The organism is Blastococcus saxobsidens (assembly GCF_002938435.1).
In the GTDB taxonomy this organism is placed as follows: domain Bacteria; phylum Actinomycetota; class Actinomycetes; order Mycobacteriales; family Geodermatophilaceae; genus Blastococcus; species Blastococcus saxobsidens.
Map to the genome: position 1 here is coordinate 80,033 of NZ_POQT01000006.1, position 24,698 is coordinate 104,730.

At 73.3% G+C, this 24,698-nt stretch carries 23 protein-coding genes and 1 tRNA gene; 8 read left to right on the forward strand and 16 right to left on the reverse strand.

Going from position 1 to position 24,698, the window contains the following annotated elements:
* Position 1 precedes the first annotated feature (1 nt).
* The 6 genes from C5507_RS05490 to C5507_RS05515 all read right to left on the reverse strand — a co-directional run bounded on the left by C5507_RS05490 (position 2) and on the right by C5507_RS05515 (position 5,110).
* Complete coding sequence (locus tag C5507_RS05490; RefSeq protein WP_104527522.1) at positions 2 to 799, reverse strand: DUF2470 domain-containing protein; 798 nt, start codon at positions 797 to 799, stop codon at positions 2 to 4.
* 70 nt (positions 800 to 869) lie between these two features.
* Positions 870 to 1,187 (reverse strand): hypothetical protein, encoded by a 318-nt coding sequence (locus tag C5507_RS05495; protein ID WP_104527523.1) that lies wholly within the window; start codon positions 1,185 to 1,187, stop codon positions 870 to 872.
* 197 nt (positions 1,188 to 1,384) lie between these two features.
* Entirely contained in the window at positions 1,385 to 2,296 is a 912-nt protein-coding gene (locus C5507_RS05500) for a glycine betaine ABC transporter substrate-binding protein (protein WP_104527524.1), read from the reverse strand.
* 91 nt (positions 2,297 to 2,387) lie between these two features.
* Positions 2,388 to 3,374: an ABC transporter permease gene (locus C5507_RS05505; RefSeq protein WP_104527525.1), complete on the reverse strand. Its 987-nt coding sequence runs from the start codon at positions 3,372 to 3,374 to the stop codon at positions 2,388 to 2,390.
* Complete coding sequence (locus tag C5507_RS05510) at positions 3,367 to 4,449, reverse strand: quaternary amine ABC transporter ATP-binding protein (RefSeq protein WP_104527526.1); 1,083 nt, start codon at positions 4,447 to 4,449, stop codon at positions 3,367 to 3,369. The genes C5507_RS05505 and C5507_RS05510 overlap by 8 nt, the downstream gene beginning before the upstream one ends.
* 388 nt (positions 4,450 to 4,837) lie before the next feature.
* The gene (locus C5507_RS05515; RefSeq protein ID WP_104527617.1) at positions 4,838 to 5,110 is read right to left on the reverse strand and encodes a hypothetical protein; all 273 of its coding nucleotides are present in this window, start codon (positions 5,108 to 5,110) and stop codon (positions 4,838 to 4,840) included.
* A 133-nt stretch (positions 5,111 to 5,243) separates the two neighbouring features.
* On the opposite strand from C5507_RS05515, the gene C5507_RS05520 reads away from it, so the two are divergent.
* The 3 genes from C5507_RS05520 (at position 5,244) to C5507_RS05530 (ending at position 7,580) form a co-directional block, all read left to right on the forward strand.
* Positions 5,244 to 5,447 carry a DUF5703 family protein gene (locus C5507_RS05520; protein WP_104527527.1) on the forward strand — a complete coding sequence of 68 codons (204 nt, stop codon included), beginning with the start codon at positions 5,244 to 5,246 and terminating at the stop codon, positions 5,445 to 5,447.
* Between the two features lie 244 nt (positions 5,448 to 5,691).
* Positions 5,692 to 6,291 (forward strand): TetR/AcrR family transcriptional regulator, encoded by a 600-nt coding sequence (locus C5507_RS05525; RefSeq protein ID WP_104527528.1) that lies wholly within the window; start codon positions 5,692 to 5,694, stop codon positions 6,289 to 6,291.
* A gap of 11 nt (positions 6,292 to 6,302) precedes the next feature.
* The gene (locus C5507_RS05530) at positions 6,303 to 7,580 is read left to right on the forward strand and encodes a glycosyltransferase (protein WP_104527529.1); all 1,278 of its coding nucleotides are present in this window, start codon (positions 6,303 to 6,305) and stop codon (positions 7,578 to 7,580) included.
* 75 nt (positions 7,581 to 7,655) lie between these two features.
* Here C5507_RS05530 and C5507_RS05535 read toward each other — a convergent pair whose 3' ends face one another.
* A complete protein-coding gene (locus tag C5507_RS05535) occupies positions 7,656 to 8,612 on the reverse strand; it encodes an NADPH:quinone oxidoreductase family protein (protein ID WP_104527530.1) in 957 nt (318 codons plus the stop codon).
* Positions 8,613 to 8,743: 131 nt separating this feature from the next.
* Between C5507_RS05535 and C5507_RS05540 the strand changes: the two genes are divergently transcribed.
* Positions 8,744 to 9,316, forward strand: a complete 573-nt coding sequence (locus tag C5507_RS05540; protein ID WP_104527531.1) for a class I SAM-dependent methyltransferase — start codon at positions 8,744 to 8,746, stop codon at positions 9,314 to 9,316.
* A gap of 75 nt (positions 9,317 to 9,391) precedes the next feature.
* Here the strand turns inward: C5507_RS05540 and C5507_RS05545 are convergent, their stop codons facing one another.
* Complete coding sequence (locus C5507_RS05545; protein ID WP_104527532.1) at positions 9,392 to 10,195, reverse strand: SDR family oxidoreductase; 804 nt, start codon at positions 10,193 to 10,195, stop codon at positions 9,392 to 9,394.
* A 12-nt stretch (positions 10,196 to 10,207) separates the two neighbouring features.
* Complete coding sequence (locus tag C5507_RS05550; RefSeq protein WP_104527533.1) at positions 10,208 to 11,536, reverse strand: M20/M25/M40 family metallo-hydrolase; 1,329 nt, start codon at positions 11,534 to 11,536, stop codon at positions 10,208 to 10,210.
* An 87-nt stretch (positions 11,537 to 11,623) separates the two neighbouring features.
* Between C5507_RS05550 and C5507_RS05555 the strand changes: the two genes are divergently transcribed.
* Positions 11,624 to 11,708 (forward strand) — tRNA-Leu (locus C5507_RS05555).
* A 196-nt stretch (positions 11,709 to 11,904) separates the two neighbouring features.
* Here the strand turns inward: C5507_RS05555 and C5507_RS05560 are convergent.
* The 3 genes from C5507_RS05560 to C5507_RS05570 all read right to left on the reverse strand — a co-directional run bounded on the left by C5507_RS05560 (position 11,905) and on the right by C5507_RS05570 (position 14,123).
* The gene (locus C5507_RS05560) at positions 11,905 to 12,102 is read right to left on the reverse strand and encodes a hypothetical protein (protein WP_104527534.1); all 198 of its coding nucleotides are present in this window, start codon (positions 12,100 to 12,102) and stop codon (positions 11,905 to 11,907) included.
* A 250-nt stretch (positions 12,103 to 12,352) separates the two neighbouring features.
* A complete protein-coding gene (locus C5507_RS05565; RefSeq protein ID WP_104527535.1) occupies positions 12,353 to 12,715 on the reverse strand; it encodes a cupin domain-containing protein in 363 nt (120 codons plus the stop codon).
* A 37-nt stretch (positions 12,716 to 12,752) separates the two neighbouring features.
* Entirely contained in the window at positions 12,753 to 14,123 is a 1,371-nt protein-coding gene (locus C5507_RS05570) for an FAD-binding oxidoreductase (protein ID WP_104527536.1), read from the reverse strand.
* Between the two features lie 164 nt (positions 14,124 to 14,287).
* Here C5507_RS05570 and C5507_RS05575 point away from each other — a divergent pair, with 164 nt between their 5' ends.
* A complete protein-coding gene (locus C5507_RS05575) occupies positions 14,288 to 17,167 on the forward strand; it encodes an ATP-binding protein (protein ID WP_158657515.1) in 2,880 nt (959 codons plus the stop codon).
* Between the two features lie 8 nt (positions 17,168 to 17,175).
* On the opposite strand, the gene C5507_RS05580 is transcribed toward C5507_RS05575, so the two are convergent.
* On the reverse strand, positions 17,176 to 17,433 hold the full coding sequence (locus C5507_RS05580) for a nickel-binding protein (protein WP_242611027.1): 258 nt from the start codon (positions 17,431 to 17,433) through the stop codon (positions 17,176 to 17,178).
* A gap of 243 nt (positions 17,434 to 17,676) precedes the next feature.
* Between C5507_RS05580 and merB the strand changes: the two genes are divergently transcribed.
* A complete protein-coding gene (gene merB / locus C5507_RS05585) occupies positions 17,677 to 18,120 on the forward strand; it encodes an organomercurial lyase (RefSeq protein ID WP_104527539.1) in 444 nt (147 codons plus the stop codon).
* Between the two features lie 385 nt (positions 18,121 to 18,505).
* Here merB and C5507_RS05595 read toward each other — a convergent pair whose 3' ends face one another.
* The 3 genes from C5507_RS05595 to C5507_RS05605 form a co-directional block, all read right to left on the reverse strand.
* Positions 18,506 to 19,081, reverse strand: coding sequence for an alpha-ketoglutarate-dependent dioxygenase AlkB (locus tag C5507_RS05595; protein ID WP_104527541.1), 576 nt, complete (start codon positions 19,079 to 19,081; stop codon positions 18,506 to 18,508).
* Between the two features lie 151 nt (positions 19,082 to 19,232).
* Entirely contained in the window at positions 19,233 to 19,619 is a 387-nt protein-coding gene (locus tag C5507_RS05600) for a rhodanese-like domain-containing protein (protein ID WP_104527542.1), read from the reverse strand.
* Between the two features lie 121 nt (positions 19,620 to 19,740).
* Complete coding sequence (locus tag C5507_RS05605) at positions 19,741 to 22,533, reverse strand: helix-turn-helix transcriptional regulator (RefSeq protein ID WP_104527543.1); 2,793 nt, start codon at positions 22,531 to 22,533, stop codon at positions 19,741 to 19,743.
* Between the two features lie 483 nt (positions 22,534 to 23,016).
* Here C5507_RS05605 and C5507_RS05610 point away from each other — a divergent pair, with 483 nt between their 5' ends.
* The gene (locus tag C5507_RS05610; protein ID WP_104527544.1) at positions 23,017 to 24,432 is read left to right on the forward strand and encodes a pyridoxal phosphate-dependent decarboxylase family protein; all 1,416 of its coding nucleotides are present in this window, start codon (positions 23,017 to 23,019) and stop codon (positions 24,430 to 24,432) included.
* Positions 24,433 to 24,698 lie beyond the last annotated feature (266 nt).

A 24,698-nucleotide genomic window follows, 5' to 3' on the forward strand; every position in this document is an offset into this window, starting at 1 on the left:
GCTAGGCACGCCGCCGGGCCCGCGCGGCGCACAGGACCTCGCCGACGGCGGCACCCAGCTGCCCGGCACAGGTCAGCGGCCGGGCGAACGGCACCCGGACGTCGGTGTGACCCAGGGGCCGTTCGATGCGCAGCCGGAACCCGAACCGGTCCAGCCCCAGGGGGCGGACGACGTCGTGCCGCGCCACCATGCCGGCGGGCAGGCGGCCGGCCAGCAGGTCGAGCACGTCGGCGTGGTCGGCGGCCAGGTGCCGCAGGTGGTCGCCCTCCAGCGCGGCGAGCGGGTCGGGCCGCGCGGCCAGGAACTCCTGCGGGCCGACGTCGATGCCTTCGCCGCCCTCCCCCAGCACCACCTCGGCGAGGTCGAGCCGCAGCAGCTGCGCGCCGTGCCCGACGTCGAGCAGGGCGGCGTCCGGGCGGGTCTCGGCGAAGGCCAGCGCGGCGGCGCGCTCGTCCGCGGGGCGGACCGGCGTCACCCAGCCGGAGAGCCACAGCTGCGCCCGGACGGGACGGCGCAGCGGCACCGGGGCGTGGTCGCTCACCATGACGAGGGCGGGGAGGTCCTGGTCGGGCGCCTCGCGCACGGCGGCGGCCAGCTCGCCCTCGCGCCGGACGACGAGCAGGACCTGGCCGGCGGCGGTCACGGTGTGCGCGAGCAGCCGACTGGCCTCGACCCCCCGGGCGCAGACGGTGGCCGCGACCCGGGTGGCGACGGTGCGGGCCCGTTCCGCCGCGCCGGGGCGCAGGCCCTCGAGGTCCGGACGGCGCTCGGGCGCGGGGTGGCTCGGTCGGCTCTGCATGGCCCCTCCTCCGATGAGTTAGGGCAGCCTAACCAAAGAGGGCGCCGGGCGGCCAGGCGTCGGTCCCCGCTCAGCTCCGCGAGGGAACGGTGCGGACGGGCGCGGGGCGTCGGTGCTCGGCGATCGCGGCCACGAGGCAGCCGAGCCCCAGCGCCAGCAGCACCCACGGCACGGCCGCGAGCACCTGCCCGGAGATCACGACCACCAGCAGGGTCCCGACAGTGGCACCGAGCAGGACCCCACGCAGGAACCGCGTCCCGGCCGACGCCGCGGCCGGTGTCGACCCGGAGGCGACCTCCACGGGGACACGCGCCGCCCGTGCCCAGCGCTCGGTGGCCGCCCGCACCGCCGCCTCCGACGGAGCACCGCTGCCGTCGTCGGTCGTCACGCGCACCACCTCCCGAGTTCCGTCCACTCTGACCGGACGGCGGCGGCGCCGCAGCGCGGGACCGGGCGCTTCACCCGCCCGACGGAACGGCACCCGCGGATCCCGGGGCGTCCTCCCTCACCGTTCGGGGTCCTCCCTCACCGTCGACGGTGAGGGAGGACTCCGAACGATCAGGAGACCTGATCATTACGAGCGGGTCAGCCCTTGAGGGTGTCTGCGACCTCCGGGTTGGCCTCGAGCCAGGCCTCGACGCCCTCGGCGTACTCGCCCTCGCCGTACTCGTTGACCACGGTGTTCTCCAGCGAGGCGTACTGCTCGTCGCTCAGCTGGAGCCCGCCCATGACCTCGGCGACGTCGCCGCAGTCGGCGGCGAACCCGTCACGGGCGAGCAGGTGCAGGGCCTCGGAGTCGCCGAGCGCGCCCTCGGGGTCGGCGAGGTCCTTGAGCGGGAACTCGCCGTAGGCCCAGAACGGGTGCCACAGGGTGACGACGATGTCCTCCTGCGCGTCGACGGCGGACTGCAGCTCGGCGAGCATCGCGGTGGTGGAGGACTCGACCAGCTCGTAGCCGGCGTCGTCCAGATCGTAGGCGGGGACGACGCTGTCCTTGGTGACCGCGGTCAGGCCGGCGCCGGGCTCGATGCCCACGATGCGCCCGTCGAACGTCTCGGCGTTGTCGGCGAGGTCCGCGATCGACTCGATCTCGGTGTACTCCGGGACGGCGAAGGTGAGCACCGCGCCCTCGTACCAGGCGCCGAGGTCCTGCAGCCGGTCGCCGTACTCCTCCATGTACTCCGCGTGGGTCACCTCCGACCACGCCGAGGGGTACACGTCGACGTCGCCCTCGGCCAGCCCGGCGTAGAGCACCGCGGCCTCGGAGATCTCCTCGAACTCGACCTCCAGACCCCGGTCCTCGAGCACGTTCTGCCACAGGTAGGCGGTGCTCAGCCCGTCGGTCCAGGACGGGATGAACCCGAGCGTGACCGAGTCGCAGCTGCTGCCGCCCTCCCCGGAGGCGGTGGCGTCGGTGCCCTCGTCACCGCCGCAGGCGGTGGCGGTCAGGGAGAGTGCGGCCAGTCCGGCGGCGAGCCGGAGTGCATGCGTGCGCACAGGTGGTGCTCCTTTCGATCCGAGCTGCCGACCCACGAAGGTCGTGGGTCGGATCCGCGTTCGACGTGGGCCTCGTGTGGGGGCCACCGGGTCAGACGCGCGGAGTCCTGGAAGCCGTCACGGCCTCGGGGGCCGGGGCGGGTGCCGTGCCACGCACCCCGTTCGCGGCGGTGGTCGCCGAGCGGCGCCGGCGCAGCCGCCACAGCGGTGAGGTTCGCTCGATCCGGCCGAAGGCGCCGGTCAGGCGGTCGAGGTAGATGGCGAGGATGACCACGGCGATCCCGGCCTCGAAGCCCAGCCCCACATCGAGCCGGGAGATGCTGGTGACGACGATGCTGCCGAGGCCACCGGCCCCGATGAGCCCGGCGATCACGGCCATCGACAGGCCCAGCATGATCACCTGGTTGACGCCGGCCATGATCGTGGGCCGCGCCAGGGGCAGCTCGATGCCGCGCAGGATCTGGCCGGGTGAGCTGCCGAACGCGTGGCCGGCCTCGACGGTCTCCGTGTCGACCTGCCGGATGCCGAGCTCGGTGAGCCGGACGCCGGGCGGCAGCGCGAAGATGATCGTGGTGACGATGCCGGGCACCAGGCCGATGCCGAAGAACGTCACCGCGGGGACCAGGTAGACGAACGCCGGCATCGTCTGCATGAAGTCCAGCACCGGCCGGACGGCGGCGCTGACCCGGTCGCTCTTGGCCGCGGCCACGCCCACCGGTATCGCGATCACGACCGCGACGACGGTGGCGACCAGCAGCAGGGCCAGCGTCTCCATCGCCTCCTCCCACAGGTCCATGCCCTGGATCAGGAACAGGCCCAGGAGGGAACCGACGCCGAAGGCCACCGAGCGCACGGCGAGCCCGAGCAGCGCCAGCAGCACGGCCAGGAGCACGGGCGGCGGCGCGAGCAGCACCGCGGTGACCCCGTCGACGGTGGCCTCGGTCAGGTCGCTGAGGGCGTCGAAGAAGGGGTCGAAGTTGTCCTTCAGCCAGTCGAAGCCGGTGTCCACCCAGTCGCCGACCGGCACGCGCGGCAGCGCGCCGTCCTCGGCGGCGGTGAGCAGGGTCGTGTCATGCACGGGAGCGCTCCAGGGGGTCGGAGTCGTCGGTCGGGCGGCCGGAGGCGGCGAGGTCCTCGCTTCGCACGCCGCCGAGGGCGGCCAGGACGTCGCCCCGGGTGACCACGCCGAGGGCCTCCCCGGTCGCGTCGGCGACCAGGAGTGGGGTGTCCGACAGCGCGGAGGGCTCCAGCAGGTCGGCCAGCGGCGTGTCCGGCGCGACGGTGACGGTGCCGACGTCCGCGCCGGCCACGGCCTGGCTCATCACGTCGCCGGCGGTGAAGACCCGCGACCGGTCGACGTCGGCGAGGAACCGCTCCAGGTACTCGTCGCCCGGGTCGGCGAGGATCGCCTCCGGCGTGTCGAGCCGGACGATCCGCCCGTCGCGCATGACCGCGACCCGGTCACCGAGCCGCATGGCCTCGTTGAGGTCGTGGGTGATGAAGACGATGGTCCGGCCCAGCCGGGACTGCAGGTCCATCAGCTGGTCCTGCATCTCCCGCCGGATGAGCGGGTCCAGGGCGCTGAACGCCTCGTCCATGAGCAGGATGTCGGCCTCCGACGCCAGCGCCCGGGCCAGCCCGACGCGCTGCTGCATGCCGCCGGACAGCTCGTCCGGGCGGTGGTCGGCCCAGGACTCCAGGCCCACCATCTCCAGCGCCTCGCGTGCGGCCGCCAACCGGGTGCGCCGCTCGACGCCGCGCACCTCCAGCGCGTAGGCGGTGTTCTCCACGACGCTGCGGTGCGGGAGCAGGGCGAAGTGCTGGAACACCATGCTGATCCGCTCCTGTCGCACGGCGCGCAACCGCTTGCGGTCCAGCGTGGTGAGGTCCTCGTCGCCGACGAGGACATGGCCCGCCGTCGGCGTCACCAGGCCGTTGAGCATCCGGATGAGCGTGGACTTGCCCGATCCGGACAGCCCCATGACGACGAAGATCTCGCCCTGCTCGACCTCGAAGGCCGCGTCGATGACCGCCGCCGTGGCGCCGGACGCCTGGACGTCGGCGGCCGAGGCGCCGGCTCGCAACTGCTCGACCCCCTCGTGCGGTCGTCGTCCGAAGACCTTGTACAGGCCCTCCACTGCCAGGACAGGCACGTCCCACCTCCCGCGTTCGTCATGCGGATCAGGCAGGCACCGGCGCGGAGGATCACCGTCCGCTGGTCGGGCATGCCGCGGCTCCAGGCCGGTGCGGCAGCACCGGTGCCAGTCGCGGCGTGTGCGGGCGCCCTGTGGCGCCGCCTGCGAGGAACACCGCCACGTCGCTGCGACGTGGCCGGTGACGGGGCCTCGGGCGTTCCTCGATCCGTCTCCGTCGCGGCCCACCTAACAGGGCGACGGAGACGCCTCACGACCGATCAGGCGGAGCAGGGCGGCTTCTTCACGGAACCGTCACGTGGGGCCACCCCACCGGGTGACGGCCGCCACGTCCTGCGCCCGGAGCCGGCCGCCGGACCCGCGGCGGCCGGCCTGCAGGGTGGAGAGGTCAGCTGCGGAGATCGTCCTCGTCCACCGGGACGTCGGCGTCCTGCTCCAGGACGTCGGCCTCGTTCGCGTCGCGGTTCCCGATCGGGCCGCGGGGAGTGCCGGCCTCGCCCGGGCGGGCGGCCAGCTGCTGCTCCAGCGCGTCCGCCTCGGGCACGTCACCGGCCGGCGGCTGCGCCTCGGCGGCGCGGGAGACGGCGGGCGGGTCGAGGAGCGCTTCCTGCTCCGCGCGGTCGGCGTCGGTCGCGTCGCTCGAGAGACCGGGCTCGGTCACGTCGTCCTCCCTCGTCGTGCGGTGCGGATCGCCCTCCATCCTGCCGGGAACGCAGGGACCCGGCAGGGCGAGCGGGTGTGAGCGGAACGACGAAGTCGTGACCTCGCGGCGAACTCCGGGCACAATCGCTGCGATGGACACGCCCGGGGACTACGAGTTCGCGCCCCTGCGGATCCCGCCGGGCACGTCCCGGTCCGCGGCCGCGACCATGCTGAGCCTGCAGTCGGACATCGGCGGCTGGGAGCTCGCCCGCCTGCAGCTGCACGCGGACGGCACGCGCAAGGTGATCATGCGACGCCGCGCCCGCCTGTCCTACCTGCCCAAGCCGGGCATCTGAGGCGGCGATCACCCCGACGGGGAGCGCCTGCCTCGCCGGGCACGGCCGAGGCGAGGACGAGGCGGTCTCGCCTGCGAGCGCGCCGGCGGCCGGGGAGCCGCACCGTTGAACCGACCACGCTTGAGCGGGCTCGGCGGGAACCGCCCGGTCACGGCGCGTCCCGGCACGGACGCCCTCCGAATTGGCTTGGATCGAGCTCAAGTTTTCGCTTGACCACGGCACAAACGAGGGTCACCCTCGCTTCGTGACGCAGACCACGCGCACCTACCGGATGCAGGCGCGTGCGCAGGTCGTGCAGCGCACCCGCGAGCGGATCCTCGTCGCCGCGCGGGACCGGTTCCTGGAGTTCCCCTACGACGACATCCGCCTGGCCGATGTCGCGGCCGACGCCGAGGTCACGCAGCAGACGCTGCTCAACCACTTCACGTCGAAGGAGGGCCTCGCGCTCGCGGTCGTCCAGTTCATGGGGCCCGAGATCGACGCGCTGCGCGGCACCGTCGCGCCGGGCGACGTCGCCGGCTTCGTGCGCGGCCTCATGCGGCAGTACGAAGCCCTGGGCGACGCCAACGTGCGGCTCGCGGCCGTGGCCGAGCGGATTCCCGCCCTCGGGGCGGGCCTGCAGCTCGGCCGCTCCCGGCACATCGAGTACTTGGAGGAGGCGTTCGGCGTACAGCTGCCGGAGGACGCCCGGGCGAGACGCCGGGCACTGGCCGCGCTGTACGCCGTCACCGACGTCGGCGCGTGGAAGCTGCTGCGCCGCGACCTCGGCCACTCTCGGGCCGACACCACCCGCGTCCTGCAGTCCTTGCTCCGGGCCACCCTCGCGACGACCCACACCCCCTGAGGAGGCATGCCATGCGGTACCTGGTCGCGCTCTGGGACGGCGGGGGCACCGTGCCCGTCGAGGTCGGCGTCGTCCGCAGGCTGGTCGCCCGCGGGCACCGGGTCACCGTCCTCGGCGATCCCACCCTCGCCCCCGACGTCGCCGCCGCGGGCGCGGAGTTCCGCAGCTGGACCCGGGCCCCGCACCGGATGTCCCAGGCCCTCGAGGACGACGTCATCAAGGACTGGGAGTGCCGGACACCGGTCGCCCTGCTCAACCGCCTCTGCGAGCGGATCATCACCGGTCCGGCCGCGGCGTACGCCGCCGACGTCCGGGCGGCGCTCGCCGACCAGCCCGCGGACGCCCTGATCGCCAGCGGCCCGGTGCTCGGCGCTCTGGTGGGGGCGGAGTCGATGGGGGTGCCCACGGTGGCCCTCTGCGCCAACGCCTACTCCCGGCCGGCACCGGGCATCCCGCCCTTCGGCAGCGGCCTGGCCCCGGCCAGGGGGCCGCTGGGGCGGGCGCGGGACCGGGCGGTCAACGCGCTCGCCGGCGCGCTGTGGAACAGGAACCTGCCGCCGCTCAACGCGGCGCGGACCGAGCTCGGGCTGGACCCGCTCCGGGAGATCTGGGAACAGTGGGACCGCGCCGCCCGGGTGCTGGTGCTGACCTCACCGGCGTTCGACCTGCCGGCGACCCTGCCGGACAACGTCCGCTACGTCGGGCCGGTGCTCGACGACCCGGCCTGGTCGGAACCAGTGGAGGTTCCCCGAGGCGACGAGCCGCTGGTGATCGCGGGCCTGTCGAGCACGTACATGCGCCAGGCCGACGTGCTGCGTCGGATCGTCGCGGCGCTCGACACGCTGGCCGTGCGCGGCGTGGTGACGACCGGTCCGGCCATCGACCCCGCGGAGATCCGGGGGACGGCGAAGATCGCCGTCGTCCGCTCCGCTCCGCACGCGCAACTGTTCCCGGCGGCCGACGTGGTCGTCACCCACGCCGGGCACGGCACGCTGATCAAGGGGCTGGCGGCCGGCGTGCCGACGCTCTGCCTGCCCATGGGCCGCGACCAGGGCGACAACGTCGTGCGGGCCGCCCGGCACGGGGCCGTGATCGGGCTCAAGCCGACAGCGGGACCGCAGCAGATCGCGACGGCCGTCCGGCGGCTGCTCGACGACCCCTCCTACCGGCGGAACGCCGAGGCCCTGGGCGCCCGGCTGCGCGCCGACGCCAGCAGCACGGCGCTCCTCGACGAGCTGGAGCGACTGCGCCGCGACGACGCCCCCCGCGGCCGGCTCACCAGCGCGTGAGCTCGGCGAGGATTCGCCGAGCCCGACGCCCGAGCCGGTGGCGCTGCCCCTGGCGGTCCGGAGCAGCGCCGCGGCTCAGGGGACGAGCACGACCTTGCCGACGGTGTCGCGGGAGGCGAGCTTGAGCAGTGCCTGCGGCGCCTGGTCCAGCGGGAGCACCTCACCGACCAGCGGGTCGACCGTGCGCTCCTGGACCAGCCGGACCAGCTGCTCGTGGGTCTCGGTGAACACCGAGGTGTCGTGCTTGCGGTACAGGCCCCAGTGCAGCCCGACGACGCTGTAGTTCTTCACCAGCAGGTGGTTGGTCGGTGCGTCGGCGATCCGCCCGCTGGTGAACCCGACGACGACGATGCGTCCCTCGAACGCGATGCACTTGCGCGACTTGTCGAAGACGTCGCCGCCGACCGGGTCGTAGATGACGTCGGCGCCGCGACCGCCGGTCAGCTCCTTGACGATCGGGACGAAGTCCTCGGACGTGTAGTCGATGACGTGGTCGGCGCCGAGAGAAGCGCAGACCTCGGTCTTGCGGGCCCCGCCGGCGGTGGCGATGACGGTGGCACCGGCCGCCTTGCCCAGCTGGATGGCGGCCGTGCCGACGCCGCCGGCGCCGGCGTGCACGAGCAGGGTCTCCCCCGCCTGCAGGTGCGCACGGCGGTGCAGGCCGACGTAGCCGGTCTGGTAGGTCAGGTAGAGGGAGGCCGCCTTCTCGTCGGACATGCCGTCGGGCACCGGGAAGACGGCTGCGGCGTCCATGAGGGCGTACTCCGCGAAGGCGCCGGGGCCGCCGGACGGCGCGCCGATGACCCGCTGCCCGGTCTCGACGATCTCCCCGCACAGCTCCACGCCAGGGGTGTAGGGCAGCGGAGGCTTCTCCTGGTACAGACCGGCAGCCATGAGCACGTCGGGGAAGTTCAGCGCGGCCGCCCGCACCTTGACCAGCACCTGACCCTCACCGGGGGTGGGCTGGTCGACCTCGTCGAAGGACATGACCTGGGAGGGGTCGCCGAGCTCGTGGACCCGCCATGCGCGCATGGCCTCGACCTTGCCAGACCGCTGGTGACCGCCGTCACCGGGGCCGGGATCTCCCCTCGCCACGGCGGCCCGGGCGTGCCAAGGTGCCCCTCGACGGTCGCCCGCCCCGGTGCGGCCCGGAAAGGGACTCGATGCTCCAGCACGTCACCGACCGTCTGCGCTTCCTCGGCGCCTTCCTGACCAACCCGCGTCAGGTCGGCGCCGTGCTCCCGACGTCCCGCACCGCGGTGCGCGACATGCTCGACCTGGCCGACGTGCCGGCGGCCGACCTCGTGGTCGAGCTGGGCGCGGGCACCGGCGCGCAGACCCAGGAGATCCTGGCCCGGATGAAGCCCGGCGCCCGGCTGGTGACGCTGGAGATCGACCCCCGGCTGGCCAAGCTGCTCGACGAGCGGTTCGACGACCCGCGCGTGCACGTCGTCTGCGACTCCGCGGAGAACGTCGCCGCGCACCTGGGCGGGGCGAAGGCCGACGTCATGGTCTCCGCGCTGCCCTACACCTCGCTGGACCAGAAGCTGCGCCAGCGGATCCTCGACGTGCTGCCGGGCGCGCTCGCCGCGGACGGCACCGCCGTCGTCATCCAGTACTCGCCGCTGATGCTGGCCGACTTCCGCAAGCGGTTCGCGACCGTGACGTGGCGGGTCACCCCGTGGAACGTGCCGCCGGCGTTCCTCTTCGCCTGCCGCGGTCCCGTCGTCGACTGAGAGGCGCGGACGACCGACTGGACCCACCAGCGGTGATCGTGACGTGTGCGGCGTGTTCGCGCACGCCGGGCCCGCTCAGCGCATCGACGGCGGGCGCAGCGCCTCCGGGACGACGGCCGTCTCGCCGGTCGCCGTCCGGGCAGCCGGGACGCCCTTGAACGTGTAGGGCACGGTGCCGACGCCGGGCTGGATGACGTAGGCCGCACCCGGCTCCCCGGCCTCCCACGCCATGACCATCGCGTCGGCGACCTCCTGGGCGCTGAGCACCGGGAAGCCGGCGGCGGTGAACTGGTCGCGGATCCGGTCGATGATCGCGGTGTCGGCGAAGCCGGGGCAGATCGCGGAGATCGTCGTCCCCTCGGCGGCCAGGCGGGGCGCCATCGAGCGGACGAAGGCGATCGCCCCGCCCTTGGCGACGCTGTAGCCGGGGTCGGTGGCCATCGGGGAGAGCCCGGCGAGGGAGGCGGTCACGACGATGGCCCCTCCCCCGGCGCGCTTGATCGCCGGGCGGGCCGCGGCCACGCCGTAGACGACGCCGAACAGGTCGATGTCGACCACGCGCATGAACTCGTCGAGGTCCAGGGCGTCGTCGCTCTTGGCCGCGGAGATGCCCGCGTTCAGGTAGGCGGCGTCCAGCCGGCCGTGGTCGGCCTCGATCCGGGCGACGAGCGCCTCGTTGGCGGCGCGGTCGGTGACGTCGAGGACGGCGAACTCGCAGCCGAGGTCGGCGGCGACCTGCCGGTTCCGGTCGCTGTCGAGGTCGGAGAGGACGACGGTGACCCCGCGCTCCTTGAGGGTGCGGGCGAGGGCGCGGCCGAAGCCGCCGGTCCCTCCGGTGATGAGGGCGACGGATCCGGGGCCGGGGGCGGTGGAAGTCACCCCGGCATCACATCACGCCGCGCGCAGGAAGCGGTCCAGCACCCGGACGCCGAACGTCAGCGACTCCACCGGGACGCGCTCGTCGATGCCGTGGAACAGCGAGGCGAAGTCCAGGTCCGGGGGCAGCCGGAGCGGCGAGAAACCGAAGCAGCGCATGCCCAGTCGCTGGAAGCTCTTGGCGTCGGTGCCGCCGCTCATCGTGAACGGCACCGGGCGGGCGCCGTCGTCCTCGGCCTTGAGCGCGGCGACCATCTGGTCGACCAGCGGCCCGTCGAACGTCGTCTCCACCGCCTGGTCGTGCACCAGCCACTGGCGCTGCACGCCCTCGCCGATGAGGGCGGCGAGCTGGCGCTCGAACTCCTCCTCCTGCCCGTAGAGGAAGCGGCCGTCGACGGTGGCGCTGGCGGTGCCGGGGATGACGTTGGCCTTGTAGCCGGCGGTGAGCATCGTCGGGTTGGCCGTGTTGCGCAGCGCCGCGCCGATCATCCGGCTGATGCTGCCCAGACGGGCGAGCGCCAGCTCGGGCTCGGCCGGGTCGATCTCCACGCCGTAGGCGTCCTCGACGGCGGCGAGGAACTCGCGCATCGGCGGGGTCAGGGTGAGCGGGAAGCGGTGGCTGCCGATGCGGGCAACCGCCTCGCACAGCCGGGTGACGGCGTTGTCGTCGTGCACGAAGGAGCCGTGACCGGGTTTGCCGCCGGCCGTCAGGCGCATCCAGGCCAGGCCCTTCTCGGCGGTCTGCACGAGGTAGAGACGCAGGTCGTCGCGGACGGTGATGCTGAAGCCGCCGACCTCGCTGATCGCCTCGGTGCAGCCCTCCAGCAGGTCCGGGTGCTCGTCGACCAGGTAGTGGGCGCCCAGCTTGCCGCCGGCCTCCTCGTCGGCGACGTAGGCCAGCACGATGTCGCGCGGGGGCTGCACGCCGGTGCGGGCCCAGTCGCGCACCAGCGCCAGCACCATGGCGTCCATGTCCTTCATGTCGACCGCGCCGCGGCCCCAGATGTAGCCGTCGCGCTCCTCGCCGGAGAACGGGTGGACGCTCCACTCGGCGGGGTCGGCGGGGACGACGTCGAGGTGGCCGTGCACGAGCAGGGCCGGGCGGCTGCGGTCGGCGCCCGGGATGCGGGCGACCAGGCTGGCCCTCCCCCGCTCCGACTCGACGATCCGCGAGCCGATGCCCACCTCGTCCAGCTTGGCCGCGACCCACTCGGCGGCCCGCCGCTCGCCCTTGCCGGTGGCGGTGTCCCCGGTGTTCGTGGTGTCGATCCGGATGAGGTCGGAGAGCAGCTCGGCGACCTCGGCCTGGGCTCGGACGAGGGGCTGCGCGGTCGGCTCGGACATGCCGGTGATCGTGCCACCGGGGGTGCGTGAACGCCGGGGACGGCTCCGTTATGCTTCTCCCCGACGCCCTCCGGGGCGCCGCACCTTGTCCGGGTGGCGGAATGGCAGACGCGCTAGCTTGAGGTGCTAGTGCCCTTTATCGGGCGTGGGGGTTCAAGTCCCCCCTCGGACACCGGTTTCTCCGCAGCATCGCGTGTGTGAGGGGCTGACGTCCGCCTCCACGGGGGCACCGGCCGAGTTGGTCGAACGCCCAGCGGCGCTCCAGTCTCGGCGCTGACCGCGGCCGGGACCTGACCAGGCGGCTCGTCAGCCTGCTGAGGCCCGTGACCAGCGTGCGATTTGTCGCCGCATCGGAGGGACGAGCCGAGTCATAGAGGGACTCGGACGCCGGCGTTCCACGAATCGAGGATCCGGTCGATCCGCGCCCGACAGTCCGCGACCTCCCTGCGCGCGGCAGGCGTGTCCTTGTGGCGCAGGGCCGCGGTGGCTGCCGCCAGGTGCACTCGGGCCAGCTCGAACTCCACGAGGAGGACATCGGGGGCGTCGTCTGCGGTGATCACGCTCATGGCCTGTCTTCGTCTCCGCCGGTGGGCGCGGATGCATCGGCTTCGCTTCGGTGCTTTCGCTGCCTGCGCTCCCCGAGGGCGATCGACCACCCCAAGATGCCCAGGTCCCCCTGCGGCAGCTGGTCGACCGACGCCTTCCGGCTCCTGACGTGGCCTTTCGATGCTCGACCGCTCGTTCCGCCGGAGGTATCCGCGGCGGGCCATGACCAAGTCGCCCTCGGACACCGTTACGGCCACTCGACGACGATGACTAGGCGGAGCCGCCCTGCAGGTGGCGGATGACCTCCTCGAGCTCGGCGGTCGGCGACACGTCGATGTACTCGCAGTCCTCGAGAGCCTCCGGCGCGTGCCCGGGGGCCCAGTAGAAGGCCTGTCCCGCCGCATAGGTCGAGTCGCCGTCCTTGGTGTGCATGACGAGCCGGCCGGAGATCATGTAACCCCAGTGGGGGCAAGGGCAGAGGTCCCCCGGTAGGCCCGCCAGGCCCGGCCGGAGGTCCGCTCCGGCAGGCAGGCGTACCCAGGCGATGTTGTTCTCGCCGGCCCGGTCGGTGCGGAACTCGACACCTCCCCCCTCGATCGCCATGGGCAAATCCGAGCGGGCGATGACGCGCATGATGTCTCCTCGGTGCCGGCGCCGCGGTGGGCACGGGTCAGGGCTCGATGTTCTGGTTCAGGTGGAACAGGTTGGCGGGGTCGTAGCGGCGCTTGACCTCCCGCAGCCGGGCGTGGTTCGTGCCGTAGTTGGCCGCGGCCCGCGACTGGTCGTCGGCCGAGGCGAAGTTGACGTAGCCGCCTGCCTCGGAGTGCGGAACGATCGCCGCGTAGTACTCGCGGACCCATGCCGTGTTGCGTTCGTTGTCCGCCGGATCCGGCCACATGCCGGCGATCACCGGCGCGAACGACGCGTCGCGGTGACCGAACGCGGTGGCGTCGCCCGCCACGTCGTGGACGGCGCCGTTGATCGGGTACAGGTGCACCGTCGAGTTGACGGTGGGCACCTTCGGCCCGTGCTCCATGTGCGCGGCGATCGCGTCGTCGGTCAGCTCGCGCACGAAGGCGGCCTTCCAGTAGTGCTGAAGCCCCGGCGGCACGAGGCCGTCGAACGCGCTGTTGAGCGCCGCGTACGGCATCTCGCCGGTGTGCTCGGCGACCGGTCGGGCCACCTGGCGGAAGCCGTCGAGGATGCGCTCGCCCTCGGCGGGGCTCCCCGTCCAGCACGACACCAACGCCACGAACGGCTCGCCGACCCGGTTCTCCGGCACGAAGGGCAGCGGCGGCGCGATCTGGAAGGCGGGGAAGCCGCCGTACTCGCGCGGCGCCGTCCGGATGAACTCCCGGAAGTGCCGCAGGATCGCCGCGCCGTCGGACAGCTCGAAGAACATCGGCCCGCCGTAGACGGTGGTCACCGGGTGCAGCCGGTAGGTGAACCCGGTGACCGCACCGAAGTTGCCGCCACCGCCCTGCAGCGCCCAGAACAGGTCGGGGTGCTCGGACTCGCTGGCGGTCACGACCGACCCGTCGGCGGTCACCACCTCGGCCGACAGCAGGTTGTCGCAGGAGAGCCCGTAGCCCCGGCAGAGGTAGCCGATGCCGCCGCCGAGAGTGAGGCCGCCGATGCCGGTGGTGGAGATGATGCCGCCGGTCGTCGCCAGGCCGTGGGCGGCGGTGACGTCGTTGAACCGTCCCCAGGTGGTGCCGCCCCCCGCGGTGGCGGTGCGGGTCTCGTCGTCGACGTCCACCGCCTGCATGCCCGAGAGGTCGGCCACGACGGCGTCGTCCGCCGTGCCGAACCCGGGCACGCTGTGCCCGCCGCCGCGCACGGCGAGCGGGCTGCCGGTGTCGGCGGCGTACCGCACCGTGGCGACCACGTCGGCGGTGTCCGTGCACCGGACCACCGCCGCGGGGTGTGCGTCGATCATGGCGTTGTAGACGTGACGGGCGTCCTCGTAGTCCTCGTCCCCCGGGCGGACCAGGGGGCCGCTCACCCGTTCGGCGAGGGTGTCGAGCGCTGACGTGACCATGACTGCTCCTCGGGTCGGGTCCGGCCGTTCCGGCGGGTCACGACCGACGCTAGGGACGTCGAGGGGGCCGGCACATGACCAGAAGTGCGGAACTCCTCCACCGGTAGTCCATGACCAGATCTGGTCATCGACGCCCTGCGGCGGAGGGGGCTAGCGTCGGGCTCGTGTCCGGCTGGGCGCCTCCTCCGCTGCCGGCGCGCTGGTCCGCACCCGCGCGCCCGGCTTTCGTCGGCCGGTGGGCGGAGCTGGCCACCTTCGAGGAGGTCTGGCCCGCGGTCCTCGCCGGTAGCCGGCAGGTCGTCTTCGTGGGCGGCGAGCCGGGGGCCGGCAAGTCCCGTCTGCTGGCCGAGGTCGCGACCACCCTGCACCGGCACGGGGCGGCCGTCCTGGTCGGCACGTGTGCCGCGGAGTTCGGTCCGCCCTACCAGCCGTTCGGCGAGGCGCTGGCGGCGCTGCTCGGCGCCCGGACCGAGGCCGGGCACGACGAGCGGCTGTCGACCCTCGCCGGCCGGGGGTCACCGGAGGACGGCGACGGCCCCTCGCACGAGTACCGGCGGGCGCTGTACGACGCGGCGGTCGATGCCTTCTGCGACGTCGCCGCCCGCCAGCCGCTCGTCCTCGCGCTCGAGGACCTGCACTGGGCCGGTCCGTCCTCGCTGCAACTGCTCGCGCACCTCGTGGAGCGCACGGCCGACTGCCCCATCCTGGTCCTGGGCACGCACCGCACCACGGCCCCGGACCGCTCCGCCGGGCTGGTCCGCGCGATCGCGCAGCTCTACCGGCTCGACGGGGTGCGTCGGCTCGACCTGGCCGGCCTGGCCGCCGAGGACATCGCGCAGTACCTGGTCCAGGAGGGGCATCTCTCCCCACTCGCCGCTCGCAGCGCCGCCACCGTGCTGCGGGACCAGACCGGGGGCAACCCGTTCTTCCTGCGCGAGCTGTGGCGCGACCACTCCGCGCGCGGCGGGGCGCTCCTCGCCGGGCAGCAGGCGCCGGCCTCGGTGCGCGACACGATCCTCGGCCGGCTGGAACGGCTTCCGCTCCCGGCGCGGCAGACCGTCGAGCTGGCCGCCGTCGTCGGGGAGGACGTCGACGTCGCCACGGTCCTGGCGGCGGCCGAGTGGAGCCGGGAGACCACCCTGGCCGGGCTGGACGAGGCCGTCGCCTTCGGGCTGCTCGAGCCCGTGCCGCCCTCGGACGACGTGCTGCGCTTCCCGCATGCCCTGTGCCGGCAGGCGGTCCTCGACCTGATGCCGGCGTCCCGCCGCCTGCAGCAGCACGCCGGGGTCGCGCGGGCGGTCGAGTCGACGATCCCGGCGTCCGAGCGACGGACCCAGCAGCTGGCCTTCCACTACGCGCAGGCGCAGGCCCTCGGCCACGCCGCCGAGGCCGTGCGCCACCTGACCGAGGCGGCCCGGTCCGCTGCACGCAGCCTCGCCCACGAGGACGCGGCGGGGTGGTTCGAGCAGGCGGCGGCCCTCAGCGACGACGACGGCGAGCGCAGCCGGCTGGTGCTGTCGGCGGCAGGCAGCCATCTGCTCGCCGGCGACTTCGCCCGCGCCCGGGCGCTCGCCGATCGGGTGGCGGCCGGGACGGGACTCCCCGCCGAGCGACTGGCCGCCGCCGTGGCGTACGAGGACGCGTCCTGGCGTCCCGGCCTCCCGGGGCACCGGGCGGTGCACCTGCTCGAGAACGCCCTCGCGGGTATCGACGCCGATCCGGCCGACCCGGGCTACGTGCGCGGCCTGGCCAGTCTCGGCCGGGCGATGGCCTTCACCGGGGCCACCGGGGAGGCGGGCGCCCTCGGCCGCCGGGCGGTGGACCTGGCGCGGGAGCACGGGGACGACGAGCTCCTGGCCCACGCCCTGCAGGCCAGCCTCTGGAACGGTCTGCGCCCGGAGGACGCCCCGGACAAATTCGCCCGCGCGGAGGAGCTGTCCCGGCTGGCCGACCGGACGGGGGCGCTGGGGCATCTCGGTCCCGCGGCCTACTACCGCGGCGTCATCTCATACCTTCAAGGCGAACCGGTCTCCCTGGCGCAGGCCCACGACGACCTGGTCCGGATGGCCCGGGCCACGGGGCAGACCTTCTTCGACTACATGGCCGGCTGCATGAGCTACGCCCGGCAGTTCAGCGCCGGGGACTTCGCCGCGGCGCACCGCACCTGCGGGGTGCTCCAGGACCTGGGCACGTCCTTCGGCAGCGACGACACCGAGGGCCCGTGCGCCGTGCAGAGCTACATGATCCGGCGGGAAAGCGGGACGGTCGGGCAGGTCCGGGCCCTGATCACCGGCGACGAGTCGCCCGAGGAGCACTGGGCGCCGGGCCTGCTCGCCCTCTACACCGAACTGGAGCTGCCCGGGCCTGCGGCGCGACTGCTGAGGTGGCTGCTCGACGGCCGGCTGGCACGGTACGAGGACTCGGCGCAGTGGCCGTGTGTCCTGGTCTACGCGGTCGAGGCGGCGCTGTTCCTCGAGGACGCGCCGGCGGCGCAGGCCCTGCATCCCATGATGGCCGAGTACGCCGGTACCAACCTCGTGGCCGGTCAGTTCGTCGCCGTGTTCGGCAGCGCCGACCGGTACCTGGGCGCCCTCGACTCACTGTTGGACGGGCCGGCGGACGAGGAACTGGCCGCGGCCCTCGAGATGGACTCCCGGATGGGGTCGCCCCTGCACCAGGCCCACACCCTCGTGGCTCAGGTGCTCCACGGGCGGCGGACCGGTTCCGACATCAGGGTGCTGGACGACGTGGCCGGGCAGGCCCGCCGGCTGGCGGAACCCCTCGGACTCCGGCGGGTCCTGCGGCTCCTCGGGGGCGCGGTGCCGGGCATCCCCGCGCCCCGCCGTCCCGGCGGCCTGACCGCTCGCGAGACGGAAGTGCTGCGGCTGCTGGGCGAGGGCCTGCTCAACCGGCAGATCGCGGAGCGCCTGGTCATCAGCGAGAACACCGCCGCCAACCACGTGCGCAGCATCCTGGCCAAGACCGGGTCCGGGAACCGGACCCAGGCGGCGATGTTCGCCGCGGCCCACGGGCTGCTGGAGTAGCCGGGGGCTCAGAGCGGGACCAGGGAGCCGTCCGGCCGGACCGTCGCGGTCATCTCGACGACGACGTCGGCGGGCAGCCCGGCGCGCGCGGCTGCGCGGCGGATCGCCTCGGCCGAGGGCGCCTCGTAAAGGCAGTACGTCTTGCGCTTGTCGGCGGACAGGAAGGAGTACAGCCACTGCACGCCTTCGTCGGAATTGATCCGGTTGACGTCGTCCGCGCCCTCGGCGCTGAGTTCCAGGTCGTCGGCGTATCGGCGTTCGATCATGAAGACAGGCACAGCCAGCCCTTCGACGGGGTTCCGACCGTACCTGCGGACGCCCGCGGTGGACCATGCACCGCGTCCGGGTTCGGCTTTCCGGTCCTGCTGTGGCCGGTGCGCGAGCGGTGCGGCGATCTGAGGTGCCGCCCCTCTCAGAAGGTGCCGCGGGCCGGTAGCGAGGCCGACCAGCCGTCTGTGCGGACGCCGGCCGGCCCCGGAGGGGACCGGACAGGGCCACACTTCCTGCACATGAGCCCTGCCGACATCGCCTTGCGTAACGAGACCTACCGCGCCTTTGTCGTCCTCGGTCGGGCACCGTCCGCCGACGAAGTCGCGGCCGCGACGGAGTCGACGGCCGCGGAGGTCCACGAGGGGTGGCGACGCCTGCACGACGAACACGCGCTCGTCCTCAACACGGCGGGAACAGAGATCCGCATGGCCAACCCCTTCTCCGCTGTCCCGACGGCGTACCGGGTTCGGGCGAGCGACCGCTGGTGGTACGCGAACTGTGCCTGGGATGCCTTCGGGATCTGCGCCTCCCTCCAGAGCAACGGACGGATCGAGGCGTCCTGCCCCGACTGCGGTGAACCCCTCGCGATCGCCGTCGAGGACGAACAGCCCGACGAGTCATCCCTGCTCTTCCACTGCTTGCTGCCCGCGCGGCGCTGGTGGGACGACATCGTCTTCACCTAGAGCACGATGAATCTCTTCCGGTCGGAGGAGCACATCGACCGCTGGCTCGGCCTCCGGTGCCCAGGCGCCACGATGCCGGTGACCACCTTGAGCGCCCTTGCGCACGCCTGGTGGGGCGACCGGCTCTCGCCCCAGTGGAAGCCCCACTCCCGACAACAGAATCAAGCCATCCTCGACCGCCTCGGGTTGGCCGGCGACTTCTGGCAGCTCCCCTGATGCACTCGCGGTTTGGGTATGGACCCTCCAGTGCGGGGGCGACCGACCCCGGAGCCACCGGTGCGGCCGAAGCAGCTCGGCAGCCGCCACGAGGCTCGGCTTCCCCACTGCCGGCGAGCGACTGGTCAGGATGCCTGGAGCCTTCCTGGCTCCGTGGCTTCCAGGATGTTCATCTCCTGGAGAGCGAGCGCCGGCTGATCGTCCGGAACGTGATCGAATACCGCTCTTCGCGGACGGCGGGGATGCTGTGCTGCCACGCCGTCCGGCTGGGGCCGGTCAGTGCGTAGGTCGATCGGGGCTCGAGTGCCTGTTCGAAGACACGGCGTTCGGCACCCTGGCCGCGCTGGAACCGCAGCAGGCAGGCAGACCTCAAGGACACACCGACGACGTCGCCGGAGACCGGCGCATCCCGGTGCCAACCGATGGTGGCGCCTGCCGGATAGCGGGTGAGCAGGCACTCGGCCAGCCGATGGTCGGCGGTGGCGAGGAGATCGGCGCACCGGCGACGCAGTTCCGCGAGCCACTCCGGGAGCGGATCTGCGGGCGCGATCTCTGCCGCCTCGAAGTCGTAGCTCACCCCGTAGTGGCGAACCGTCCGGCGCGCGACCTGGCCGTGCAGGCGGACCTCGCCGTACGGCTCGCCCGCCATGCGGCTCAGGAACTCGCCTTCCTCCGGTGCCAGAAGCAGGTCGGGGAGGTAGACCAGACCCTCCGGCCGCTGCCAGATGCCTCGCATGCGTCCCATGCATGCTCTCTATCCAGACGAGCCGCGATGACCGCACCGGGTAGGAGCCGTGTGCTGTCGCCCCTCGGACACCGACATGAACCCCCACGGCCATCACCGTGGGGGTTCATGTCGCATCACGGTGTCGATGGACTCCTGCGCCGCGACCTGATCAAGCCTCGGGGTGGACGACCGGGCGCCCGTCGCTCCGCCACGCCTTCATGCCGCCGTCGAGGTGCGCCACGTCGGCGTAGCCCAGCTGCGAGAGGGTGCTCGCCGCGAGGGCTGACCGCCCCCCGGAGGCGCAGAACAGGATCGTGCGGCGGGACGGGTCGAACTCCGCACGGTGGTAGGGGCTCTGCGGGTCGGCGTAGAACTCGAGCATCCCCCGCGGGGCCTGCACCGCCCCGTCGATGGTGCCGTCCCGCTGGATCTCCCCTGGTTCGCGAAGGTCCACCAGGACGGCGCCGTCGGCCGCCTCCTGAGCCACCTGTTCCGGATCGAGGTTCTCGACCTGACCCTTGGCGCGGGCGACGAGGTCGACGACGGTCGTGGACATGGCTCCTCCTGTGCTGTGTGGTCGCTGGACCAGCGACGCACCGATCGTCGTGCAGTCGGCCGGCGGCCGGATCCGTCGTCCTGCCGTGATTGCCGGACGACCGTTGCCGTGTTGCGGGTGATCAGCGGACCGCGATCAGCCCCCGCTGCACGGCCCGGCGCACCGCGGCGGCCCGGGAGGAGCAGTCCAACTTCGAGAAGACGTTCCGGACGTGCATGTCGACGGTGCGCGTGCTCAGGAACAGCTCGCCGGCGATCTCCCGGTTCGTCCGGCCGTGGGCGAGCCGCTGCAGCACCTCGGCCTCCCGGCGGGTGAGACCGTTCGGCTCCATGCCGCGTGCGGCGAGCCGGCCGAGCCGCTGCTCGACCGGCTCCCCGAGCTCCGCCAGGGCGGTGGCACACCGGCGCGCCAGGGGTCGGGCGAGCAGCCGGCGAGCGGTCCGGTAGGCGCTGCTGATCGCGGGGACCGCAGCCGCCCTGTCCCCGAGGACGGCGCACAACTGACCCACGCGCAGCCGGGCGTGCGCCTCCTCGTAGGGCGCGGTGATGTCGGCCAGAAGCTCCACCGACCGCCCGAACGACGCCCTTGCCGCCGCGGCATCTCCGTCGACGGCCGCCAGCTCCCCACCGACGTGGGCGAGCGCGGAGAGAACCTTCGACGAGCCGTTCCGAGTCGCCTTGTCCGCCGTCATCCGGTGACAGGCCGCGACGCCGGCCGCGTCGCCCTGCGCGGCGAGGAACGTCGCCGCCCAGCGCAGGGCGGGCAGGGCGTAGTGGCACTCCTCCGTGTCGCGGCACCGCTCCATCAGCCTCCTTGCGGTGGTCACGGCGGTGTCGGCGTCGCCGTCCAGGTCTGCGGCCATCGCCAGGCCCCACGTCGCGCCCACCTCCAGCCCGAAGATGCCCTGGGCCCGCCCGAAGTCCGCTGCCCGGCGCAGGGGGCCTCGCATCCCGCGTCGCTCGCCGCGGAGGACGGCGATGAGGCCGGACTCCTCCTCGGCCACCCGCCGGGCCATCGTGGTGACTCCGTCGTCCGCGAGCACGTCCGCGCAGACGGTCAGGGTCCGGTCCCACTCCCCCATCAACCGCGCCGCCGGCGACATGCAGACGAAGCAGATGGCGGCGAACTCCTCCAGTCCGTCGGCCCGGCACAGCTCGTACGCCGACTCGTAGGCGTGAACGGCGCCCGCGTAGTCCGCGGCGTACTCCAGGGCCTCCGCCAGCCCGTACTGCGCCTCGGCAGCGAGCCCGGTCACCTGCTCGGAGACGGCGAGCTCCAGTCCCGCGCGCGCGAACTGGACCGCCCGCTGTCCTCCTCCCAGCGCCGCTCGCACCGCCCCTTCCAGGACGAGTGCGTGGGCTTCGAGGTCGCGCCGTGCCGCCCGCCGTGCCGCTCCTGTCGCCGCGACGCTCTCGTGCAGCGCCTCGGACAGACGTCCGGCGGACCTGAGCTGGGCGCACAGTGCCAGCCGTTGCTCGGCCGCCTCGGCCGGCCTGGCGGCTTGCTCGAAGGCCTCCGCGGCCGATGCCCGCTCCGCCGCCGTCCGGCTCAGGTCGCCGGCCAGCTCTGCAGCGTTGGCCGCCCGTCGGTGGGCGAGCGCCGCTCGGCCGACGTCGGTGCCTCGGCACCCCTCCGCGACCTCGGCCCACACCTCCGCGGCCGTGCGGGGATCAGCACTGCGCTCGGCGCACTCGCCGAGCCCCTCCAGGACCGTCAGCCGCCCGGCCGGGTCGTCGCCGTCCGGCCACAGGGCCAGGGCACGGTGCGCGAGATCGGCGGCGTCGCGGTAGGCGTGCGTCGCGCAGAGCGCCTCGGCGGCGGCGACCAGCAGTGGCCGCGCCTTCGCGGGTTCGTGGGCGTCGAGCCAGTGCTCCGCCACGACGGCGGGCGGTGCTCCGTGGTCGGTGAGGAGCTCTGCGACGTCGTGGTGGAGGGCTCGTCGACGTGACCAGGGGATGCTTCGGTAGAGCGCCTCCCGCACCAGTGCGTGGCGGAACACCGCGAGGCCGCCGTCGAGCTCCACGAGGAGCCCCTCGTCGATCAGCCGGTCGGCTTCCGCCGGACCTGCGAGCTCGGCCAGTGCCGGGAGGTCGACCCGGACGCCGAGCGCGACAGCGCACTGCACCGCCGCGCCGTGGTCGGCGCGCAGTTGTGCGGTCCGGCTGAGGACGGCGTCGGTCACGCTCTCCGGAAGGGGCAGTCCGGCCCCTTCGTCCAGCTCCACGGCGCCCGCTCGCTCGGTGAGGCACCCGGCGTCGCGGAGCGCCCAGACGAGCTCCTCCACGAAGAAGGGCAGTCCCTCGGTGCGCCCGTGCACCACCTCGACCAGGCGGGCCGACGGGGAGGTGCCGAGCAGGTCGGCGAGCAGCTCACCGGTCTGCGCCTCGGTCAGCGTGCGAAGCGCGACGTCGACGAGCCGGCGGGCACGACGGAGCTCGGTCCGCAGCACCCGGATCGGAGAGGAGCGCGGTAGCCCGTCGCTGCGGTAGATGCCGAGGACGAGCAGCTCGGACGGCGGGGCCTGCGCGAGCGCGACCAGGACCTCCATCGACGCGGCGTCGGCGAGGTGCAGGTCCTCCAGGACGACGACGGTGGGACGGATCCGCGTGGTCGCCCGCAGCGCTTCGGTGACCACCCGCGCCGCGTCCGTGTCGCGGTCCTGCCGCCGCGCGCCGACGGCGCACGCCAGCGCGCTGTCCAGGACGTCGTACGGGGCGCCTCCCGGAGTGGCCGTGGCCGCCAGCACGTCCCCGTCCCAGCGGCCGAGCACCTCGGAGACGAGCCGGGTCTTGCCGACACCGGCCTCACCGCTGACCAGGACGACGCCGCCCTGCCCGGCCCGGCACCGGGTCAGCGCGTCGACGAGCAGCCGCCGCTCGTCGTCGCGCCCCACCAACGGAGCCAGCTCCGCCACGCGCGGAGACTAGCGCCGGTCCTGCCCCTCCGGTGGGACTCGTCGCCTCCGGCGCCCGCGCCCAGCCGTGTGCGTCCGCAGCGTGCCGCCCCTCGGGCACGAGATCACTGGCTCACGCCAGGGCAGAACAATGCAGGGCGCCCACGTCGTTTCTGTCCTGTTTCTCGTGCGCAGGTCAGTCCCGCCCGGACGTGGCTGGTGTCGAACGGCAGTGGGACCGGACGCTGCCTCGCGACTGACCGGCGGACACGTCGGACGCCGACCGTCACCGTGGCCCGACACATGGCTGTCCCACGACATCGTTCACGCCGAGGCCTGTGTTCGTCGTCCCCGGGGACGCGGCGCTGGGCGGGGCTTGCCGATGCGCTGGTCGCGAGGGGCAACTGGTGGTCCTTGCTTCGCGGCTGATGCATTCGGGACGAAGGCGCCCTGGTGAGCGCGCCACCGTGACAGCATGGCGCTCCTCGATGACGGGAGAGCCGCATGCACCGCTCGGACTGGGAAGGTGTCCTGGGCGTGGTCGGCCCGGTGGCGCTGGAGTACTTGAACTCGCTGCCGACCCGGCGGGTCTACCCGGACGGAGGCCATCCGGAGGTCAAGGCGGCGCTGGACCATCCGCTCACGGACGACGGCGTGGACCCCGTGCAGGTCGTGGCCGAGCTCGCGCGAGACCTCGCCCCTTACATCACCGCCCATGCCAGTGGCCGGTTCTTCGGGTTCGTCATCGGGGGTCTGCACCCGGCATCGTGGGGGGCCGAACTTCTGGTCTCGACCTGGGACCAGAACGCCGGACTGTTCCCCCCCACCCCGGGCGTTGCCGTAGCGGAGGAGCTGGCGGCACAGTGGCTGATCGACCTGCTGCACCTTCCACCGGAGAGCTCGGTCGGCTTCGTCACGGGCGGGCAGATGGCGAACTTCACGTGCCTGGCGGCAGCTCGCGACGAAGTGCTTCGCCAGACCGGGTGGGACGTCGAGGCCGACGGTCTGGTCGGTTCGCCGGGGGTCACCGTCGTCCTCAAGGAGGGCGTGCACTCCACCGTGTTGCGCGCCCTGCGCTTTCTCGGGCTCGGCGAGCGGTCGGCTGTGCTCGTGCCTTGCGACAACCAGGACAGGGTCCTGCCCCAGGCGCTCGAGCGCACGCTCGAAGCGGTGTCGGGGCCCACGATCATCGCCGTGGAGTGCGGCAACGTGAACACCGGCGCATTCGACGACTTCGACTCGGTCGCCGATCTGGCGGACCGCCATCGGGCGGGCGGCAATCCGACGTGGGTCCATGTCGATGGTGCTGTGATGCTGCTCGCGGCCGCGGCGCCGAGCATGTCCCGGCACGTGAAAGGTCTCGACCGGATGGACTCCTGGTCCACTGACGGCCACAAGCTGCTCAACGTCGCGTACGACTGCGGGGTGGCGATCTGCCGGAATCCCGCTGCGCACAGAGCGGCGATGAGCGTGCAGGCCAGCTACCTCGAGCAGGGCACCGGCGCCCGCGACCCCATGGACTGGAACCCCGAGTTCTCGCGCCGCGCCCGCGGTGTCGGCGTGTACGCGACGCTGCGTTCTCTCGGGCGGTCGGGCGTGGCCGCGCTCGTGGACCGCACCGTCAGCCATGCCCAGCGGTTCGCCCAGGCGTTGGAGGTAAGCGACCGTGCGCAGGTCGTCAACGACGTCGTGTCGAACCAGGCGCTCGTTCGCTGGCTGGCCCCGGACGGCGATCACGGCCGGCTGGCCGACAGGGTCATGGCGGGCATCCGTGCGGAGGGACTCGCCTTCTTCAGCGGGACCACCTACCGCGGTGAACGCCTCATGCGCATCTCCGTGTCGGACTGGGCCACTGACACGGACGACGTCGACCGCGTGGCCCAGGCACTGCTTCGACACGCCGAGCAGGGGTCCATCTGACCGCGGTCCCGGCACTCGTCCACACCGACCGTTACCGCGAGAGCTACGGGGTCGCGCCAAGGCGGACCCCATCTCGACGCCCTTCGTGGTGGCCCATCGACGACCGATCCCGCACCCGGTTGCGGCGTAGCCGCAGGCGCCGCCCCACGAGCCGGCGGAAGCGGGCGACCTCCTTGCTGCGGTCGGCACACTCCTTCCTCCAGCGGTGAAACCACCGTCCTGGTCGACGTCCGCCACGAACCGACCCCTCCCTCGTCACGACCTGC

Excerpts from the sequence above, each read along its gene's own strand:
- C5507_RS05580 (WP_242611027.1), bottom strand. The coding sequence starts at position 17,433 with ATGATCGAACGCCGATACGCCGACGACCTGGAACTCAGCGCCGAGGGC.
- C5507_RS05565 (WP_104527535.1), bottom strand. The coding sequence starts at position 12,715 with ATGCGCGTCATCGCCCGCTCGGATTTGCCCATGGCGATCGAGGGGGGA.
- C5507_RS05570 (WP_104527536.1), bottom strand. The coding sequence starts at position 14,123 with ATGGTCACGTCAGCGCTCGACACCCTCGCCGAACGGGTGAGCGGCCCC.
- C5507_RS05530 (WP_104527529.1), top strand. The coding sequence starts at position 6,303 with ATGCGGTACCTGGTCGCGCTCTGGGACGGCGGGGGCACCGTGCCCGTC.
- C5507_RS05610 (WP_104527544.1), top strand. The coding sequence starts at position 23,017 with ATGCACCGCTCGGACTGGGAAGGTGTCCTGGGCGTGGTCGGCCCGGTG.
- C5507_RS05490 (WP_104527522.1), bottom strand. The coding sequence starts at position 799 with ATGCAGAGCCGACCGAGCCACCCCGCGCCCGAGCGCCGTCCGGACCTC.
- C5507_RS05535 (WP_104527530.1), bottom strand. The coding sequence starts at position 8,612 with ATGCGCGCATGGCGGGTCCACGAGCTCGGCGACCCCTCCCAGGTCATG.
- C5507_RS05560 (WP_104527534.1), bottom strand. The coding sequence starts at position 12,102 with ATGAGCGTGATCACCGCAGACGACGCCCCCGATGTCCTCCTCGTGGAG.
- C5507_RS05540 (WP_104527531.1), top strand. The coding sequence starts at position 8,744 with ATGCTCCAGCACGTCACCGACCGTCTGCGCTTCCTCGGCGCCTTCCTG.
- merB (WP_104527539.1), top strand. The coding sequence starts at position 17,677 with ATGAGCCCTGCCGACATCGCCTTGCGTAACGAGACCTACCGCGCCTTT.
- C5507_RS05520 (WP_104527527.1), top strand. The coding sequence starts at position 5,244 with ATGGACACGCCCGGGGACTACGAGTTCGCGCCCCTGCGGATCCCGCCG.
- C5507_RS05550 (WP_104527533.1), bottom strand. The coding sequence starts at position 11,536 with ATGTCCGAGCCGACCGCGCAGCCCCTCGTCCGAGCCCAGGCCGAGGTC.
- C5507_RS05595 (WP_104527541.1), bottom strand. The coding sequence starts at position 19,081 with ATGGGACGCATGCGAGGCATCTGGCAGCGGCCGGAGGGTCTGGTCTAC.
- C5507_RS05600 (WP_104527542.1), bottom strand. The coding sequence starts at position 19,619 with ATGTCCACGACCGTCGTCGACCTCGTCGCCCGCGCCAAGGGTCAGGTC.